General features: G+C 68.8%; 21 protein-coding genes. 14 read left to right on the top strand and 7 right to left on the bottom strand.

Going from position 1 to position 16,632, the window contains the following annotated elements; translation table 11 throughout:
• Positions 1-81 precede the first annotated feature (81 nt).
• From ACQPYM_RS12195 to ACQPYM_RS12180, 4 genes are all read left to right on the top strand, one after another.
• Entirely contained in the window at positions 82-870 is a 789-nt protein-coding gene (locus ACQPYM_RS12195) for an SDR family NAD(P)-dependent oxidoreductase (protein ID WP_433019418.1), read from the top strand.
• A 145-nt stretch (positions 871-1,015) separates the two neighbouring features.
• Positions 1,016-1,447: a DUF4383 domain-containing protein gene (locus ACQPYM_RS12190; RefSeq protein ID WP_433019416.1), complete on the top strand. Its 432-nt coding sequence runs from the start codon at positions 1,016-1,018 to the stop codon at positions 1,445-1,447.
• Between the two features lie 8 nt (positions 1,448-1,455).
• Entirely contained in the window at positions 1,456-2,628 is a 1,173-nt protein-coding gene (locus ACQPYM_RS12185; RefSeq protein WP_433019414.1) for a zinc-dependent alcohol dehydrogenase, read from the top strand.
• A gap of 309 nt (positions 2,629-2,937) precedes the next feature.
• Entirely contained in the window at positions 2,938-3,429 is a 492-nt protein-coding gene (locus tag ACQPYM_RS12180) for a GAF domain-containing protein (protein ID WP_433019411.1), read from the top strand.
• Positions 3,430-3,436: 7 nt separating this feature from the next.
• Here the strand turns inward: ACQPYM_RS12180 and ACQPYM_RS12175 are convergent, their stop codons facing one another.
• The 4 genes from ACQPYM_RS12175 to ACQPYM_RS12160 all read right to left on the bottom strand — a co-directional run bounded on the left by ACQPYM_RS12175 (position 3,437) and on the right by ACQPYM_RS12160 (position 5,720).
• Positions 3,437-4,165: a GAF and ANTAR domain-containing protein gene (locus ACQPYM_RS12175; protein WP_433019409.1), complete on the bottom strand. Its 729-nt coding sequence runs from the start codon at positions 4,163-4,165 to the stop codon at positions 3,437-3,439.
• A 231-nt stretch (positions 4,166-4,396) separates the two neighbouring features.
• Positions 4,397-4,813: a CBS domain-containing protein gene (locus tag ACQPYM_RS12170; RefSeq protein WP_433019407.1), complete on the bottom strand. Its 417-nt coding sequence runs from the start codon at positions 4,811-4,813 to the stop codon at positions 4,397-4,399.
• Between the two features lie 78 nt (positions 4,814-4,891).
• Positions 4,892-5,278 carry a hypothetical protein gene (locus ACQPYM_RS12165; protein ID WP_433019405.1) on the bottom strand — a complete coding sequence of 129 codons (387 nt, stop codon included), beginning with the start codon at positions 5,276-5,278 and terminating at the stop codon, positions 4,892-4,894.
• Positions 5,247-5,720, bottom strand: a complete 474-nt coding sequence (locus ACQPYM_RS12160; protein ID WP_433019403.1) for an Hsp20/alpha crystallin family protein — start codon at positions 5,718-5,720, stop codon at positions 5,247-5,249. The genes ACQPYM_RS12165 and ACQPYM_RS12160 overlap by 32 nt, the downstream gene beginning before the upstream one ends.
• A gap of 141 nt (positions 5,721-5,861) precedes the next feature.
• Here ACQPYM_RS12160 and ACQPYM_RS12155 point away from each other — a divergent pair, with 141 nt between their 5' ends.
• Complete coding sequence (locus ACQPYM_RS12155; RefSeq protein ID WP_433019401.1) at positions 5,862-6,167, top strand: hypothetical protein; 306 nt, start codon at positions 5,862-5,864, stop codon at positions 6,165-6,167.
• Here the strand turns inward: ACQPYM_RS12155 and ACQPYM_RS12150 are convergent.
• The gene (locus tag ACQPYM_RS12150) at positions 6,150-6,974 is read right to left on the bottom strand and encodes a sigma-70 family RNA polymerase sigma factor (RefSeq protein ID WP_433019399.1); all 825 of its coding nucleotides are present in this window, start codon (positions 6,972-6,974) and stop codon (positions 6,150-6,152) included. The two genes, ACQPYM_RS12155 and ACQPYM_RS12150, sit on opposite strands and share 18 nt — an antisense overlap.
• 214 nt (positions 6,975-7,188) lie before the next feature.
• Between ACQPYM_RS12150 and ACQPYM_RS12145 the strand changes: the two genes are divergently transcribed.
• From ACQPYM_RS12145 to ACQPYM_RS12125, 5 genes are read left to right on the top strand one after another with little or no spacing between them, the layout of a single operon-like run.
• Entirely contained in the window at positions 7,189-8,148 is a 960-nt protein-coding gene (locus ACQPYM_RS12145) for a hypothetical protein (RefSeq protein WP_433019397.1), read from the top strand.
• Positions 8,145-9,191: a polysaccharide deacetylase family protein gene (locus ACQPYM_RS12140; protein WP_433019395.1), complete on the top strand. Its 1,047-nt coding sequence runs from the start codon at positions 8,145-8,147 to the stop codon at positions 9,189-9,191. Before ACQPYM_RS12145 ends, ACQPYM_RS12140 begins: the two co-directional genes overlap by 4 nt.
• 52 nt (positions 9,192-9,243) lie before the next feature.
• On the top strand, positions 9,244-10,731 hold the full coding sequence (locus ACQPYM_RS12135; protein WP_433019393.1) for an FAD-dependent oxidoreductase: 1,488 nt from the start codon (positions 9,244-9,246) through the stop codon (positions 10,729-10,731).
• Between the two features lie 56 nt (positions 10,732-10,787).
• A complete protein-coding gene (locus tag ACQPYM_RS12130; protein ID WP_433019391.1) occupies positions 10,788-11,273 on the top strand; it encodes a MarR family winged helix-turn-helix transcriptional regulator in 486 nt (161 codons plus the stop codon).
• On the top strand, positions 11,270-12,463 hold the full coding sequence (locus ACQPYM_RS12125) for an MFS transporter (protein ID WP_433019389.1): 1,194 nt from the start codon (positions 11,270-11,272) through the stop codon (positions 12,461-12,463). Before ACQPYM_RS12130 ends, ACQPYM_RS12125 begins: the two co-directional genes overlap by 4 nt.
• On the opposite strand, the gene ACQPYM_RS12120 is transcribed toward ACQPYM_RS12125, so the two are convergent.
• A complete protein-coding gene (locus ACQPYM_RS12120) occupies positions 12,464-13,465 on the bottom strand; it encodes a DNA topoisomerase IB (RefSeq protein WP_433019387.1) in 1,002 nt (333 codons plus the stop codon).
• A 96-nt stretch (positions 13,466-13,561) separates the two neighbouring features.
• On the opposite strand from ACQPYM_RS12120, the gene ACQPYM_RS12115 reads away from it, so the two are divergent.
• Positions 13,562-14,083 carry a DUF6328 family protein gene (locus ACQPYM_RS12115; protein ID WP_433019386.1) on the top strand — a complete coding sequence of 174 codons (522 nt, stop codon included), beginning with the start codon at positions 13,562-13,564 and terminating at the stop codon, positions 14,081-14,083.
• Between the two features lie 11 nt (positions 14,084-14,094).
• Complete coding sequence (locus tag ACQPYM_RS12110) at positions 14,095-14,790, top strand: SecDF P1 head subdomain-containing protein (protein WP_433019384.1); 696 nt, start codon at positions 14,095-14,097, stop codon at positions 14,788-14,790.
• 1 nt (position 14,791) lies between these two features.
• Here ACQPYM_RS12110 and ACQPYM_RS12105 read toward each other — a convergent pair whose 3' ends face one another.
• Positions 14,792-15,202: a MarR family winged helix-turn-helix transcriptional regulator gene (locus tag ACQPYM_RS12105; protein ID WP_433019382.1), complete on the bottom strand. Its 411-nt coding sequence runs from the start codon at positions 15,200-15,202 to the stop codon at positions 14,792-14,794.
• Positions 15,203-15,254: 52 nt separating this feature from the next.
• Here ACQPYM_RS12105 and ACQPYM_RS12100 point away from each other — a divergent pair, with 52 nt between their 5' ends.
• Both ACQPYM_RS12100 and ACQPYM_RS12095 read left to right on the top strand, forming a co-directional pair.
• On the top strand, positions 15,255-15,650 hold the full coding sequence (locus ACQPYM_RS12100) for an SRPBCC family protein (protein ID WP_433019380.1): 396 nt from the start codon (positions 15,255-15,257) through the stop codon (positions 15,648-15,650).
• 44 nt (positions 15,651-15,694) lie between these two features.
• Positions 15,695-16,621 (top strand): hypothetical protein, encoded by a 927-nt coding sequence (locus ACQPYM_RS12095; protein WP_433019378.1) that lies wholly within the window; start codon positions 15,695-15,697, stop codon positions 16,619-16,621.
• The last annotated feature ends 11 nt before the right edge of the window (positions 16,622-16,632 follow it).

Below are 16,632 nucleotides of genomic sequence, written 5' to 3'. Positions count from 1 at the left end.
CGCATGCCATCCGGTACCCCGCCGCACTCGCCCGCATGCAGGGCCCGCATGCGGGCTTTCCAGCCTGGGTACCGCGGGCAGATGACTGACAACCGACCTCTTGCCCTGGTGACCGGAGCCTCCAGCGGAATCGGGCTCGAGCTCGCCCGGCAGTTCGCCGTCCACGGGTACGACCTGGTCCTCGCGGCCGAGAACGACGCGGTCGAGACCGTGGCCTCGGAACTGCGAACCGCCGGACCCACCACCGTCCAGGTCGAAGCCGTCAAGGTCGACCTGGCCACGTCGGACGGCGTGCAACGCCTGTACTCCGCTCTCGCGTCCCGCCCCGTCGATGCCGCCGCTCTGAACGCCGGTGTCGCGCTGGGCGGTGCGTTCGTCGAGAACGACCTGGCCGACGAGCTGCGGATGATCGATCTGAACGTCAAGTCGACGGTCCACCTGGCCAAGTTGCTGCTGCGCGACATGACCGCGCGGGACGCGGGCCGGATGCTGGTCACCTCGTCGATCGCCGCGACCATTCCCGGCCCGTACCAGGCCGTCTACAACGCCACCAAATCCTTCCTGCAGTCCTTCACCGAAGCGCTGCAGAACGAGCTGTCCGATTCGGCCGTCAGCGTGACGTTGCTGATGCCCGGGCCGACCGAGACCAACATCTTCCACCGGGCCGGCATGGACAACACTCCCCTCGGCCGGGCGGACAAGGACGACCCGGCCGAGGTGGCCAAGCAGGCCTTCGACGCCCTGCTGGCCGGCAAGGACCGGGTGGTGGCCGAGTCTCTGATGACCAAGGCGCAGGAGCTGGCCGGCAAGGTCGTCCCGGACAAGGTCAAGGCCGCCCTGCACCGGAAGGTGTCGGAGCCGGACCAGTGACCCCGGCGGGCCGGAAATCCGCGATTAGGCGCTGTTTTCGCGGGGAACCGGGCGACCGAGTGCCGGTTCGGCCTCCCGGTCGGTGAGTTCTCACCGGACGCAGCGAAAGGACGGCGTGATGATGGTTGACGCGACATCACGAAGCATGACCGCCACGGCGGTCCAGAAGGCGGCGCTGGCAGTAGCGCTGGCCTTTCTTGCGGTCGGCGTCCTCGGATTCATCCCGGGCGTCACCACCGACTACGACACCATGTCGTTCGCAGGGCATCACTCTGACGCGATGCTCCTGGGCATCTTCCAGGTCTCGATCCTGCACAACATCGTGCACCTGCTGTTCGGAGCAGCCGGCCTGGCGATGGCCCGGACCGCTGCCGCCGCAAAGCTCTACCTGCTCGGCGGCGGCGTCGTGTACCTGGTCCTGTGGATCTACGGCCTGGTGATCGACCAGACGAGTTCGGCGAACTTCGTCCCGGTCAACACGGCCGACAACTGGCTGCACCTGGTCCTCGGGGCGGGGATGGTCCTACTGGGCGCCCTCCTCACCCGCCGGGTCAGCGCGGCGCACGCAACCCACTGAGGAGCATCTTGAAAGCACTGACCTGGCAAGGAAAGCGCAAGATCGAGTACAGCGAGGTTCCCGACCCGAGGATCGAGCAGCCGACCGACGCGATCGTCAAGATCACCTCGTCCGGCCTGTGTGGCTCCGACCTGCACCTCTACGAGGTGATGGCGCCGTTCCTGCAGGCCGGGGACGTGCTCGGGCACGAGCCGATGGGCATCGTCGAAGAGGTCGGCTCCGAGGTGACCAACCTGTCCCCCGGTGACCGGGTCGTCGTTCCCTTCGGAATCGCCTGCGGGACCTGCTTCATGTGCGAGCACGGACTGCAGTCGCAGTGCGAGACGACGCAGGTCACCGAGCACGGGTCGGGCGCCGCGCTGTTCGGCTACACCAAGCTCTACGGGCAGGTGCCGGGCGGGCAAGCGGAGTACCTGCGCGTTCCGCAAGCGCAGTACGGTCCGGTGAAGGTGCCTGAGGGGCCGCCGGACGACCGGTTCGTCTACCTCTCCGACGTGCTGCCGACGGCCTGGCAAGGAGTCGAGTACGCCGCGGTGCCGGACGGTGGAACTCTCGCCGTCGTCGGGCTCGGCCCGATCGGGGACATGGCGGCGCGGATCGCTCTGCATCGTGGCTACCGGGTGATCGGGATCGACCTGGTGCCGGAGCGACTCGGACGCGCGGCGGCCCGCGGCGTCGAGGTACTGGCCTTGAGCGACGATGTCGCGGCCAAGGTGCGGGAAATGACCGACGGTCGCGGGCCGGACTCCGTGATCGATGCCGTCGGCATGGAAGCGCACGGCTCACCGGTCGCCAAGGCCGGGCAGCAACTCGCCGGGCTGCTGCCTGACAAGCTGCAGGAGAAGTTCATGACGACGGCCGGCGTGGACCGTCTCGCCGCGCTGTACCTGGCGATCGACCTGGTACGCCGTGGCGGCACCGTCTCGCTCAGCGGCGTCTACGGCGGGATGGCCGATCCATTGCCGATGCTGACCATCTTCGACAAGCAGCTCCAGCTCCGGATGGGTCAGGCGAACGTGCGGAACTGGACCGACCAGATCCTGCCGCTGCTCACCGACGAGGATCCGCTGGGCATGGACGACTTCGCCACCCACCATGTCCCGCTCGCCGAAGGGCCGAACGCCTACGCGATGTTCCAGAAGAAGGACGACGGCGCCGTCAAGATCCTCTTTCGGCCCTGACCTCTGAACCCCCGCGCCCGGACTCAGGTTCCGGCGCGGGGTCGGGGTTGGCGTCGGGGTCGGGGTCGGGCAGGGGCGGGCCTGCGGGTTCGCTCGGCGACGGACGGCCGAGCGGCTCGATCGGAGTGGGCTCGGCGGCCCGGCTCGGATCGTTCTCCGGCGGGACCGACAAGGGATCGGCGGGATTCGGTTCTGCAGTCATGACCTGCCGGTTGCCGCGGAGCTTGACCGGCAAACTTCCGCGGGCCAGCCTGGTTTCACCGCGGGGTACCGCAGGAGCAAGCACAATCAGCGGATCGGTCGAGGGAGATGCACGGGCAACAGGCGCGGGAGTTCGCGGCGGCCGCCGGCCGGCTGGAGGGTCAGGTCGAGGTCGGGGAGATCTTCGCGACCCTCGAGGAGCTGGCCCGGGTCGGGCTGCACTGCGAACACGTCGGGCTCCTCCTGTGCAGGGATGACCGCCTCACCGAGGTCGGCGCGACCGACCCCGCGGTGGAACAGGCCGACCGGTGGCAACTCGACACCGGCGAAGGGCCCTGCTGCGCCTGTCTGGAAACCCCGGGCGCCTGCGTGGTGGCCGATACGACGACCGAGGACCGCTGGCCGGGCTGGAGCACCCGCGTGGCCCGGTTCGGCTTCCGGGCCAGCGCGGCCATCCCGTTGCGCGAAGGCGAGGTCACCCTCGGAGTACTGACCCTGTACTCCGACCGTCCGGCCACGTTCGACGCTGCGGCGCAACCCTGCGCCGACCTGCTGGCGGCCCACGCGACCAGAGCCCTGGCCAGATCAGGGCTCAATTGACGGCCGGTCAGAGGTGCAGAGGCACTCGGGTGCCTTCGGGTAGCCGGCCGGTGTCGATCAACTGGTTCGCAAGGTCCCGCAGCACCAGGTTGCGGTCCTGGGAACAGCGGCGCAGGACGGCGAAAGCCTGGTCGGCGTCGATGCCGTAGCGCTCCATCAGGATGCCCATCGCCTGACCGATCAGCTTGTGTGACTCCATCGCCTCGCGCAAAGTCTCTTCCTGCCGGGCGTTCCGCAGGGCGACCGCGAGATGGCCGCACAAGGCCTGGGCGGTGTCCACGTCGCAGGGCCCGAACGCGGCGGGCTCGGTACTGAACAGCTCCAGTACGCCGAGCATCCCGTCATTGGTTGCCAACGGCAACGCCAGGAGACTGCGCAGCCCGAGCTCGGCAGCGGCACCGGCCCACTCCGGCCAGCGGCCTTCGGTGCGGGTGTCGGGAACCAGTACGACGTGCCCGCCGGCCAGCACGTCCGGGGCCGGGCCGTGGCGCTGCTCGATCTGCAACTGGTTGACGGCGGCAACGATCTCACCGGTCGCCGGACCGGCCCGGAGCGCGTCACGACGCCCCTTGAGCACCAGGCCGGCATGAGTGCAGTTGATCACTTGACTACTTGCTCGCAGGACGGCAGCGGCGGTCTGCTCGACACCGGAGATCCGGTGCAGGTCCTGGGCCAGCTGGGCAAAGACTGCAGCGGTCGCAACGCTGCTCGCCGGGTTGGTCACTGGGATGGTCACTGGGCACCTTCCAGGGCCAGTCAAAGTACTCGCCCGGCCGCCGTGACCCGGCGTCACCATTCTGCCCCCGAAGACGCCGGGCGTCACGCATCCAGCGGCCGCGGTTCCCGCGCGTTCTGGCTTCAGAGCGCGGTGCCGATCTCGCGTCCTCGGCTTCAGCGCGGCGGCCGATCTCGCCCGCGGGCGAGATCGGTCACCAGTCGCTCGCACAGTTGACGACCGAACCAGCGGTCAGTTCCGGGAGATCTCCTGGACGGTGTCGCCGGTGGCCTGTTCCGGCATGGACCGGGCGATGTCCGCCTGGGCGAGCATGCCGACCAGGTCGTGGCCGTCGATCACCGGCAGCCGGCGGACCTGGTGCTTGGTCATCGTCGCCAGCGCCTCCTCGATGCTGTCGTCGGCGCCGATCGTGACCGGCTTGCCCTGACCGAACTGGCCGGCCGTGGCCTGGCTCGGGTCACCGCCGTCGGCGAGGCACTTCACCACGATGTCGCGGTCGGTCAGCACGCCCTTGAGGCGGTTGTCCTCACCACAGATCGGCAGCGCCCCGACGTCGAGGTCCCGCATCTTACGGGCCGCGTCCACCAGCGTTTCGTTCTCGCCGACACACTCCGCGCCGGCCGTCATCAGATCCCGTGCTTTGGTCATCGAAAACCACTCCCCACGTTCTGTTGGCCTGACTACGTGGTTGTGCGGTTCCCCAGCCTCGCCAGGCGAAACGCCGATTCAGCCGGCGATCGCGTACAGGGTCGAGGTGAATCCCGCGGCCGACCCCAGGTGCGGGTCCGGATCGAGCAGCCGGATACAGGTGCCGGTGCGGTCGGCGAACACGGCGTACCGGCCGAGCGATCCGCTCACCGGGGCGATCAGCCAGTCCAGCTCGGGGTGGTCGGCGAAGAACGTGTCGACATCGCCGACGTCGTACACGCCGCCGCAGCCGAGGGCGGCCTCGGCCGGGTCGCGGATCAGCACGATGGTCGGGTCGCCGCCGCTCGGGCCGAGCAGCGCGGTGTCGTCATCGGGCCAGCCGAGTGGGTCCAGCCCGAGCCCGCGGTAGTAGTCGACGCTGGCTTCCAGATGTTCAACTGGACGGAACTCGAACAACAGCTTCATCGGCTTGCTCCTGTCTCGCCTCGGACGTCGACCCGTTCACACTGATCCGGCGCGGTCCGGCCGGCGCGGCCACCGGCACCCGCACGGTCAGCACACCGTTCTCGTAGCCCGCCTCGATCCGTTCCAGGTCGAGCGTGTCGCCGAGGAACAGCTGCCGGGAGAAGACCCCCAGCGGACGCTCGGCCGCCTGCAGCTCGACCCCCTCGGGCACGTCGGTCGGCCGCCGCTCGGCCTTCACGGTCAAGACGTTGCGCTCCACGTTCAACTCGATCGCCTCGACCGGTACGCCGGGCACATCGAAGACCATCACGTACTCGTCACCCGCCCGGTAGGCGTCCATCGGCATCGGGGCCGGCCGGGACCAGGTCCCCCGCGCGGAGGCGCCGGCCGCCGATCGGGCCCGCCGGTCGAACTCACGGAACGGGTCGGTGCGCATCAACATCGTTCCACCTCCCGAGCAGTCGCTTGTCGGTGTCAACACGCAGTACTGGTTATATCGCGTCATCGCCTCGATGACAAGAGCTCTGGTCATCGAAGCGATGACATGACGATTTGGCCCGTCGGCGCTGGGTACCGCAGGAGCATGAGCAAACTCCCCCGACTTGGTCTGCTGCTCGCGCTGGTGACGGCCGTTTGCGCTTTTCTTCAGCCCGCGGCGGCCGGTGCTGTGGCCGCGGCCGATCGCGCCGGCGCGGTGGCCGCCGCCGCCGTCCCCAGCGCGGACTCGGCGACTTCTCCGAGTCCGGCCGAGGACGGGCCTGGCGCCCGCGACGGCGACCGTGACGACTGGGACGGCATCCGATGGTTGTTCCTCGGGCTGCTGATCCCGGTCGTGTTCATCGGCGGCGTCATTCTGGCCAAGAAATACGGGTCAAGCAGCCGAAAGTGACGGGCCGAGCCGGTTGCGCAGGTTCTCCAGCACCTGGCGCAGCACCCGGGAGACCTGCATCTGGCTGATGCCGACGTCCTTGCCGATCTCGGACTGCGTCCAGCCCTCGACGAACCGGAGCTCCAGCACCCGACGCTCCCGCGGGCCGAGCGCCTCCAGGACCGGCTGCAGCATGTCGATCGTCTCCAGCTGACTGATCGAGTCGTCCTCCTCGTCGGCGACCAGGTCGCCGAGCGCGAGACCGTCGCCGGCAGGTAGCGGACGATCGAGCGAGAGCACGTTGAAGCAGCCCCGCGCGGCCAGCGCCTGCTCCACCTCGGCCACTTCATGACCGACGTACGCCGCGATCTCGGCGATCGTCGGTTCGCGGCCCAGCTCCTGCTCGAGGGCCGGCACCTTCGTCCCGATCGCGCCTTGCAGCTCCTGCAGCCGACGTGGGATCCGGACCGTCCACGCACAGTCCCGGAAGTATCTCTTCACCTCCCCGCGGATGGTGGGGATGGCGTAGCCGATGAACGGCGTGTCGGCGTCGAGGCGATAGTGATGGGCCGCCTTCACCAGCCCGAGGTAGGCGACCTGTTCGAGGTCTTCGGGTTCGGCGCCGCGGCTGCGGAACCGCTGGGCGATCCCGCGGGCGATCTCGATGTTGAGCTCGACGATCTGTTCCAGCAGTTCCCGCTGCTCGACCTGATCCGTACTGCGATCCCTGCGCCGGAACAGTTCCTGGGTCGCCGCCTCGCGCGCTGCGCGATCTTCGGCGGAGTGACACTGGACTGGCACCGGCTGAGTGGTGCTGAGAGTAACCATGGCTTGACCTCGCGACGAGTAGTCACGGCGTAGCCCACCTCTGGACCACGGTCAGGTTGGTTCCCCCTCCGTACCCCACTACCGAAACCACATGCATCATCACGTCCGGCAACGGCGTGTCGACCCGGAGCGATCGATTACAGTAGGTGGCCGAGTGGGTACAGAGACGTTGCCTCGAGACTAGTTTCAGTTTTCCCGAAAGCAAGGTCCTGGTATGTCGAAGTCCGCGTGCTGCCTTCTCGCCCTCGCCGTCGCGGCCGGTTTCGCCGGCTGCAGCGATGTCGAGGCAGACCACCCGAAGACCGAGCAACGGGTGGATCGGCCGGCGCCCGCGCCCAAACCCGCGGCCGCACCCGAGCCGCGGGCGAAACCGCCGGCTCTTCCGCAGTTGCCCCGCGGGGGACGTCAGCTCTTTCCCACCTACCAACTGGTCGCCTTCGTCGGGACCCCCGGTTCACCGGCGCTGGGTCCGCTCGACAGCAATCTCGACGAGCGCGCCCGACGGCTGGAGCGCCTCGCGGCGTCGTACCGGGCCGGGCGGCAGGCGCTGCCGGTGATGGAGCTGATCGTGGTCGTCGCGCAGGCCGCGCCGGGCAAGGACGGCAAGTACCGGTCCCGGATCGACCCGGCGCAGATCGACCGCTATCTGGCGGTCGCGCGCAAGCACAAGATGCTGCTGATGCTGGACGTCCAGCCCGGCCAGGCGAAACCCCTCGACGAGGTGCGGCTGCTCGAGCCGTGGCTGAAGCAGCCTGATGTGGGCCTGGCGCTCGACCCGGAGTGGCAGGTCGGCAAAGGACAGGTGCCAGGCCGGGTCTTCGGCCGCACCTCCGCCGCCGAGCTGAACAGTGTCGCCGCGTATCTCTCCACGCTCGTCGCCAAGCATCGGCTGCCGGAGAAGCTCTTCGTCTTCCACCAGCTCAGCAAGCCGATCGTCAGCCAGCAGGGCTCGCTACGTCCGCACCCCGGGGTCGCGATGGTGAAGTCCGTCGACGGGATCGGCACTCATGGCCAGAAGCTTGCGACGTACCGCGGCCTGACGACCGGGCTCCCGAAGGGCCTCCGGACCGGCTTCAAACTCTTCTACACCGAGGACACCCGGCACGGAGCTCTGATGACACCCGCGCAGGTGCTGGCCGTGCGGCCACGCCCGGAGCTGGTGATCTACGAGTGAACCGGCGACGCTTCCTCGCCCTGGCCGCCACCTCGACGGTCGTGGGCGGATGCGCCGACACCGCTCCTGACACCGCCCCGGTGGTCGTGGGGTCCGCTGCTACCCGACCGCGCGTCACCACAACACCCCGTACTCCGAAGCCGTCCGTCGCCAAGGTGCGCGCCAACGAACTGGGCCTGATCCCGGTGCTCATGCACCACCGGCTGGTGACCGGATCCGGACCCGTCGGCAGCTACGACATGACGCCGGCCTTCTTCCGCCAGGAGCTCGAGCGGCTGCACCGCGAGAACTACTACCCGATCCGCGCGATCGACCTGGTCCTCAGCGAGCTGGGCTCGGTCCCGGCCGGCAAGACACCGGTCGTGCTCACTTTCGACGACAGCACACCGGGTCAGGTCGCCTTCGATGCGAACGGGCAGGTCGCGCCCGGCTGCGCTCTGGGCATTCTCCTGAGCTTTCATGCGCGACATCCCGACTTCCCGGCGGTCGCGACCTTCTACATCAACCGGTCGCCCTTCGGGCTCAACGGGTCGGCCGCGACGCGGGCCCTGGTCCGGCTGGCCGAGCTGGGCTGCGAGATCGGCAACCACACCTGGAGCCATCCGAACCTGGGCTCGTTGACCACCGTCCAGGCCGAGGCCGAGATCGGGAGGCTGGCCGCCATGGTGAGCCAGGCGACTCCACGTTCCCCGGTTCGCACGCTGGCGCTCCCGCTCGGCGTCCATCCGCGGGATCCCCGCGTCCTGGCGCGCGGCGGGGCAGGCGGTACGGCGTACCGGAATCTGGGGGTCCTGCTGGTCGGCGCCGAGCCGGCCCACTCGCCTTTCCATCGCGCGTTCGACCCGATGGCGGTGCCCCGGATCCGTTGCAGCTCGCACGATCGCGGCGACGGGGATCTCGAGCTCGGCTACTGGCTGGACCGGCTGGCCGCTAGGCCAGAGCTGAAATATGTTGCCTCCGGCACACCAGGGCGCATTACCGCGCCTCGCACGCTGAAAGCCGAGATCGGGCCGGCCTTCCGCGGCCGCGCGACCTGGTACTGAATTCCCTGGAGGCCGCGCGCATTACGCGGTCGGCGGCGGGTACCGGCCGAGCATGGTTTCCGTTTGGAGTGCTACCGCAGAGATTTCGCAGTACGAGCCGTTGCGGACCGATCGGCGCGCGGACGTGGTCGTGGTCGGTGCCGGGTGGATCGGCCTGACCACCGCCCTGCTGCTGGCCCAGGACGGCGCCGACGTCGTCGTCCTCGAGGCCGGCCGGATCGCGACCCGGACGAGTGGGAACACCACCGGCAAGGTGACGTCCCAGCACAGCACGATCTACGCGGACCTGCTCGACCGCCACGGCCACGACAAGGCCGGCCTGTACGCCGAGGCCAACCAGGCCGCGATCGACCAGGTCGCCGCGCTGGTCCAGACGCACGGGATCGACTGCGAGCTGACCCGGGCACCGGCTTTCGTCTACTCCAACGAGTCGGAGAGCGAGATCAAGCGCGAGGCCGAGGCGGCGCTCTCCCTGAGACTGCCCGCTCAACAGACCGACGGACGGGAGATCGGACTGCCTGCGGTCGCGGCGCTCCGCTTCGACAATCAGCTCTACCTGCACCCGGTGAAGTTCTTGGCCGGCGTGGCAACGGCCCTGACCGCGGCCGGTGGGCAGATCTTCGAGCAGACCAGGGTCACCGACGTCGACACCGAAGACGACGGCGTACTGGTCAGCACCCAGGGTGGCCCGAAGGTCCGCGCCCGGCACGCGGTGATCGCGACCCTGCTACCGATCGGGCTGATCGGCGGGTACTTCGCCAAGACGCGTCCGCAGCAGTCACACGGCATCGCTGTCCGGCTGCCGGTCGAGGCACCGGCCGGGATGGCCATCTCGATCGACTCGCCCGTGCGCTCGACCCGCCCCTGGCCGGGTGGCGGCCCGAACGGGCTGATCGTGGTCGGCGGCGGCCACGAGACCGGCAGCGAAGAGGACACCGCGGCGATCTACCAGAGCCTGACCGACTGGGTCAGCTCGACGTGGAACCACCCGTGCCAGGCCGAGTACCGCTGGTCCGCCCACGACTACAGCACTGCCGACCAGCTCCCGTACGTCGGCCGGACGCCGGGCAGCGACGCGATCATGATTGCCACCGGCATGCACAAGTGGGGCCTGAGCAACGGAATGGTTGCCGCTGGCATCTTCCGCGAACTCGTTGCCGGCCGCCCTGATCCGTGGGGCGGCCTGTACGACGCCCGCCGGATCGGCGATGTGAAGGCGGTCGCCAAACTGCTGAAGGACAACGCGAAGGTGGGCAAGGAGTTCGCCGCCGGACACCTGAGCCGCGCCCTGCACGGTGGTCTCGACCATCTCGAGGTCGGCCAGGGCGGGCTCTTCGAGATCGACGGCGAGAAGGTCGGCGCCTACCGCGACCCCGACGGTCAGCTGCACGCGGTCAAGCCCACCTGCACCCATCTCGGCTGCCCCCTGAACTGGAACAACGCCGACACCAGCTGGGACTGCAACTGTCACGGCTCCCGCTTCTCCTACGACGGAAGCGTGTTGTACGGCCCGGCCACCAAACCTCTCGACCGCTCCTGATCCGAAGCGCCACGCCAGGCCTTGCGGCGCCCCGGCCCACGTCATATGAATGAGTCATGCATGAATCGAACCTGTGGGCTGCGTGGACGCTGCGCAGTCACGATGTGCTGGTCGCCGCGCTGCCGGACGGCCTGGGGCTGCGGGACGCGGCGGCGCTGACCCTGATCGCCAGCCACGACGGTTGCTCCGCCGACTGGCTGCTGGCGCGGATCGGGCTGACGCAGTCGGGCACGGTCCGGCTGATCGACCGGCTCGAAGGTCTTGGCTACCTCGCGCGGACTCGCGCCGGACGATCGGTGCAACTGAGTCTTCTCCCGGCGGGGCAGGCGGTACTTCGGGACTGGAACCAGGCGCGAGAAGCCGCCTGCGACCAGGCTCTGGGTGGATTGACCGACGAGCAACGGCAGGAGTTCGGCGCGCTGCTGGATCTCGCGCTGCGCAGTACCGGCCGAGCGCGGCTCAAGGCGGATGTGACGTGTCGCCTGTGCGACTGGGACGCCTGCCCGAGGTGTCCGGTTGACGAGTCCGTGGACGAACCGTGACGGCTACCGACACTGCCCGCGCAGACTCGCTCCCCCGCTCGGTCTGGGCCCTGGCGGGCGCCTGGACGCTGGCATCGACGGCGGACCACTTCGTTCTCTTCGTGCTGTTGTGGAGCGCCGAGCCGCAGGGTTGGACGGGGTTGCAGACCGCGCTGCTGGTGATCGCCATCCGGCTGCCCGCGGTCGCCGGCGGCATACTGGGTGGCCGAGCCGTGGACCGGGCCGGGCCGACCCGGATGATCGTCGTCGACGGCTGGACGCGGGCGCTGCTGATGATCGTTCTCGCGCTGATCAGCTGGACCGGCCAACTGAACATCTGGGCCGTCCTGGTCGTGGGGGCGATCGCCGGTACGACGGCGCCGTTCAGCTACTCGGCGGCCCGGACCATGGTGCCCAGCCTGGTCGCTCCTGGCGCGCTCGGTCGCGCAAACAGTCTCCTCAGCATCGGTGACCAGCTCCCGCTGCTGTTGGGCGCAGTACTGAGCGGGCCTGCGCTCGCACTGCTGGGAACCGGCCCTTCCTTTCTGCTGCCAGGGCTCATGATGCTCGGTACTGCGGTCATCGGGCACCGGCTGCGACGCGTTGCCCGGTCTCAAGTGCAGTTGCCTCCCAACCCGACCTCCCACCGGGCTTCCTGGACGCCACGAGTGATCGGGCTGGTCGCTCTGTCGGTCGCGTACTACTTCACCTACGGCCCGTTCGAGACCGTGCTGCCGATGTTCGTCCGCGACGGGCTCGGCTCCGGCCTCGGCGGCTACACGCTGCTGTGGATCCTCTTCGGTGCCGCCTCGTTGCTGACGTTGCCCGCGGCCGGAGCGTTGTCCCGTCGCCGACCAGGGCTGGTGAACGCGGCCGGCGCAACGCTGTGGGGAGGGCTGATGCTGCCGCTGGTCTTCGTCGACCACCTTCCGGTTTTCGCCATCGGCTTCACCGTGGCGGGCGCGATCTGGGGCCCGTACTCCGCGATCGAGGCGACCGCGCTCCAGCGATGGACACCTCAAGCCGAGCACGGACGAATCTTCGGCACCCAACGAGCCCTCCTGGCCATTGCCGCACCGCTGGGCGCAGCGGCCGGAGCGCTGGCGGCCGACCACACCACGCCACAAACCGTCCTCGCCTTCTCAGCCGCAGGCTGCGCCGTCGCAGGCCTACTAGCCGCAACCCTCAAGGGCCTACGCAGTCCAGCCTGATCAGGTGAGGAGGCGGGCTACCGAGCGTTCGAGCTTCAGGCGGACCGTGTGTTTGTCGAGGTCCGAGCCGGCCTTGTCGATGGCCCGGGCGATGGTGCGGCCTTCCTCGTACTGCGTGATCACCCGCGGGTCGACGTACGACGCGCGGGCGACCGCCGGGGTGTTGCCGAGGTGCTCCGAGACCTCCGTCAGCATCGCCTTGACCGCGGCCTTCTTGGCCGTCTTGGTCTTCGGCGGGTCCGCCTGGGCGAGCGCGACGGCGGCATGCACTGTGGCGGTCCAGGTGCGCAGGTCCTTGACCGTGTAGTCGTCGCCGACGAGCTCGTGGAACCGTTCGTTGATCTGGTCGGCGGTGATGTCGTGCCAGCCCTCCTCGTCCCGGTAGACGAGCAGCAGCGGACTCTTGTGCCTGCTGCGCTTGAGCGCGGTGACCGCCGCGACCAGCTTGCGGTCCTCCAGTTCGAGCGTCCGGCGGACACCGCCCTTGGCGGTGAAGTCGAAAACCAGCTGGCCCTTCTTGACCTGGACATCTTCCCGAAGCAGCGTGGCCGCGCCCCGGCTGCCGTACTCGTCGGCGTACTGCGTGTTGCCGGTGCGGAAGACGCCGTAGTCGAGCATCCGGAGCGCCACCGCGAGGACCCGCTCGCGGCTGAGCCCCTTCGCGCACAAGTCGCGGTCCACGGCTTTACGGAACGCCGGCAGGCGGGGCACCAGGCGGCGTACCCGCTCGTGCTTGTCGGAGTCCTGGTCGGTGCGCCACTGGTCGTGGTAGAGGTACTGCCGGCGGCCGGCCTCGTCGGTGCCGACGGCCTGGATGTGGCCGTTCGGGTAGGGGCAGATCCAAACGTCCTGCCACGCGGGCGGAATCGCCAGTGCCCGGATCCGCTCGAGCACCTCGGCGTCGCGAATCACCTTGCCCTCGGCATCCAGATAGCTGAACCCCGTACCACGCCGGCGCCGGCTGAACCCCGGCCGATCGACGCTGGCCCGCCGCAACCGCACCTGACCTCCCGTTGGCTCCGATCAGGCCCCCTGGTACCCAGCGGGCAAACTGGTTTCCCTTCGGGTACGGGACTCGGAGAGCCAGCGAGGAGACCGATGAGCAACGAAACACCGGCCGGCCGCTACCGGCGCGAGCAAGAAGAAGAACACGAGCGCCTGGACCGGCACTGGGCCGAGCTGCTGCAGGAGCTGCGGCTGGCCCAGACCGGCACCCAGATCCTGTTCGCCTTCCTGCTCAGCATCGCCTTCACCAACCGGTTCCAGGACGCCGACCGGTTCACCCACGACGTCTATGCGATCACCCTGGTCGCCTCGGCACTGGCCGCGGGCCTGTTCCTGGCCCCCGTCTCGTTCCACCGGATCGTCTTCCAGCAGAAGATGCGGGACCGGATGATCCCGATCGCGAGCAAGATGACCAGCGCGGGCCTGGTCTTCCTCACCCTCGCGACCACCGGCGGCATCCTGCTCGCCATCGACGTGGTCCTCGACCGCCGGTGGGCGATCATCACCGCAACAGGCGTCCTGCTGTGGTTCGTCTTCTTCTGGTACGCCCTTCCCACCTGGATCCGCAAAACCAGCCGCAACGGATCGGACAACGGCGACACCTCGGGGCCGTAGCATCGGGTGATATGTCGCAGAGCTCGTTTCCGCCGCCACCAGACGGGCGGCCGCAGGACGGGCCGCCGCAGTACGGGCAGGCGCCTTACGGCCAGCCGCCGTACGGAGGACCGCAGTACGGGGTGCCGCAGTACGGCGGACCTCCCGGCGGGCCGCCGAGGCGGAGTCGGGGGCCGTTGGTTCTGGTTGTCGTGCTGGGGATCGTGCTGGTCGCCGTACTGGCCGTGGGTGCGGTGGTGTTGCTGCGGGCCGACGAGTCTGGGGACGCTAAGAGCGGCGCGCCGGCGGCAGCGGCCGAGGCTGTGCAGTTCCGGCCGGTGCTGAAGGCCGAGCCGGGTGGGTGCAGCGCTTCGGCCTCACCCTCGGTGGACGGTGCCGCGTGTGGGCCGGACGGGGTCCGCTACACACTCGGCAAGGTGGAGCTGGACGGCACCCACGTGTCCGAGGTGACGAAGCCCATCCTCAGGGACGGGGCGGGCTGGATCGTCGGGCTGACCCTGGACGATGAGGGGGCGCAGACGTTCAGCCGGCTCACGACCGAGCTGAGCAAGAAGGCGGCGCCGCAGAACCAGATCGCGATCGTGGTGCGCGGCCGGGTGGTGACCGCGCCGGCCGTGATGTCGCCGATCACCGGTGGCAAGCTCGAGATCAGCTCCAACTACACCCAGAAAGAAGCCGAACAACTCGCCAAGGAGATCACCGGCTGACCTAGCCGTTGGCGAGGTGGGTGAGGATTCTGAGCAGGGCGCGACGGTCAGTTGCGCTGAGATCGGCGAGTAGGTCGTCCTCCATCGCCCGGATCTTGGCCTGTACTGCGGCCAGCCGGCTCTCGCCTTGCGTGGTCAGCCGGACCCTGCGGTGGCGCCGGTCGGCTGGATCCTGCTCGCGGACGATCAGGCCGTCGTGTTCCAGCTGGTCGAGCAGCGGGATCAGCCGCGACTTGTCGTGCCCGATCGCGGTCGCCAGCGCCAGCTGACTGTCGGCAGGCTGCTGGGCCAGGTGGGTCAATACGGCGTACCCCCACATGGACAGCCCCTGCTCGGCCAGGAGCGGTTCCTCGGCGACGATCAGCCGCCGGGTGATCCGGCCGAACAGCGATCCCAGGTCTTCGCGCTGCATGCTTCGGATGATAAGTGCTGGACAACGATAAGCACGTGCGTATGATAAGCGCATGCCTACTAATCTTCTGATCACCCACACCCGTTCCATCGCGATCGCCGCCCCGACCGAGAAGGTCTTCGCGCTGGTATCCGACCCGAACGCCCTGCCGAGCTGGGCGCCTGGTTTCGCGCGCGCCATCCGGCGCGACGGCGAGCACTGGGTCGTCGAGAACGACCAGGGCGAGGCGCGGATCATCGTCCGCAGCTCCGCCGACCACGGCACCGTCGACATCCTGAATGCCGGCAACCCGAGCCAGGGCGCGTTCACCCGGGTCCTGCCGAACGGCGACGGCAGCGAGTACCAGTTCACCACCCAGTTCCCGCCGGACGCGCCCGAGGAAGCCGTCTCCGCCCAACTGCTCGTCATCGAGGAAGAGCTCCGGACCATCCGCGAGCTGTGCGAGTAGTCCCCTAGGCCTAGTACGGTGCAAAGCCAAGGAGGAATCCGCTCATGACACTTCGCCGATCGATCCTCGCGGTGGCCGGCGCGAGCCTGCTCGCCGCCACCACGCTGGCCGGGCCCGCGGGCGCCGGAGTACAGGACAAGCCAGAGCCGGATCGCCGCGTGGCCGGGGCGGCTGTCGCCGCGTCGGCCTGTTCGATGCAGGTTGGCGCGGTGAACGCGGCCGGGATGAGCGGTGGCTACAACATCGTGGCCACCAAGCCGGTGCAGGTGGGCGAGTTCGTGCCCTACAAGCTCTTCGGCATCCGCGCCAGCGCGACCTGGTACTACTACCAAGAGCCGACCAGAAACTACTTCCGAGGGCTGATCCTGCAAGGCAGCAACTTGTACGCGGCGTACGAGATCTACACGGGTTCCTCGGACGTACCGACGGTCAGCGCCACGAAGGTCGGGATCGGCTGGACCGGGTTCACCACCATCGCGAGCTCCAACTACGTGCAAGGCTCCAACCCCCACCGCTATCTCTACGGCCTGCACACGAACGGTTCGCTCTACCGCTACAACATCACCGGACCGATCAGGTCGTACGGCTCCGCACCCGGCTACCGGTCGTTCAAGACCATCACCGTGATCGCCGAGACCGCGACGTACGACACCTTGCTCGCCACCACCAAGACCGGCGCCCTGTGGACCATCCGCGTCCCCGTCACGGCGCCACTCAAGGCAACCCTGAAGCAAGTCCGCAGCACCGGCTTCAAGGCCTACGAGCAACTGATAGCGCAACGCTGCGGCACCACCAGCACCCTGCTCACCGCCTTCGACAACGACGCCAACACAGCCACCGTGTACGCCGTCAGCCGCGCCACCGGCGCCAGCACGCTCATCAAGACCATCGACACCTTCGCCGCCACCTTCGACGCCCCCACCCACCACCTCTATACCGCCAGCGGCGGCCCCCAACTGGTAGGCGAGTAACACCTACTAGC

Source organism: Kribbella sp. CA-294648 (assembly GCF_050943845.1).
Classification (GTDB): domain Bacteria; phylum Actinomycetota; class Actinomycetes; order Propionibacteriales; family Kribbellaceae; genus Kribbella.
The sequence above is the reverse complement of the archived record's forward strand: the minus strand, read 5'-3'. Positions and strand labels throughout refer to the sequence as shown.

Bases quoted from the DNA above. Each gene is read 5' to 3' on its own strand.
- ACQPYM_RS12195 (WP_433019418.1), top strand. From the start codon at position 82: ATGACTGACAACCGACCTCTTGCCCTGGTGACCGGAGCCTCCAGCGGA.
- ACQPYM_RS12190 (WP_433019416.1), top strand. From the start codon at position 1,016: ATGACCGCCACGGCGGTCCAGAAGGCGGCGCTGGCAGTAGCGCTGGCC.
- ACQPYM_RS12180 (WP_433019411.1), top strand. From the start codon at position 2,938: ATGCACGGGCAACAGGCGCGGGAGTTCGCGGCGGCCGCCGGCCGGCTG.
- ACQPYM_RS12170 (WP_433019407.1), bottom strand. From the start codon at position 4,813: ATGACCAAAGCACGGGATCTGATGACGGCCGGCGCGGAGTGTGTCGGC.
- ACQPYM_RS12165 (WP_433019405.1), bottom strand. From the start codon at position 5,278: ATGAAGCTGTTGTTCGAGTTCCGTCCAGTTGAACATCTGGAAGCCAGC.
- ACQPYM_RS12160 (WP_433019403.1), bottom strand. From the start codon at position 5,720: ATGTTGATGCGCACCGACCCGTTCCGTGAGTTCGACCGGCGGGCCCGA.
- ACQPYM_RS12155 (WP_433019401.1), top strand. From the start codon at position 5,862: ATGAGCAAACTCCCCCGACTTGGTCTGCTGCTCGCGCTGGTGACGGCC.
- ACQPYM_RS12150 (WP_433019399.1), bottom strand. From the start codon at position 6,974: ATGGTTACTCTCAGCACCACTCAGCCGGTGCCAGTCCAGTGTCACTCC.
- ACQPYM_RS12145 (WP_433019397.1), top strand. From the start codon at position 7,189: ATGTCGAAGTCCGCGTGCTGCCTTCTCGCCCTCGCCGTCGCGGCCGGT.
- ACQPYM_RS12135 (WP_433019393.1), top strand. From the start codon at position 9,244: ATGGTTTCCGTTTGGAGTGCTACCGCAGAGATTTCGCAGTACGAGCCG.
- ACQPYM_RS12130 (WP_433019391.1), top strand. From the start codon at position 10,788: ATGCATGAATCGAACCTGTGGGCTGCGTGGACGCTGCGCAGTCACGAT.
- ACQPYM_RS12115 (WP_433019386.1), top strand. From the start codon at position 13,562: ATGAGCAACGAAACACCGGCCGGCCGCTACCGGCGCGAGCAAGAAGAA.
- ACQPYM_RS12110 (WP_433019384.1), top strand. From the start codon at position 14,095: ATGTCGCAGAGCTCGTTTCCGCCGCCACCAGACGGGCGGCCGCAGGAC.
- ACQPYM_RS12105 (WP_433019382.1), bottom strand. From the start codon at position 15,202: ATGCAGCGCGAAGACCTGGGATCGCTGTTCGGCCGGATCACCCGGCGG.
- ACQPYM_RS12100 (WP_433019380.1), top strand. From the start codon at position 15,255: ATGCCTACTAATCTTCTGATCACCCACACCCGTTCCATCGCGATCGCC.
- ACQPYM_RS12095 (WP_433019378.1), top strand. From the start codon at position 15,695: ATGACACTTCGCCGATCGATCCTCGCGGTGGCCGGCGCGAGCCTGCTC.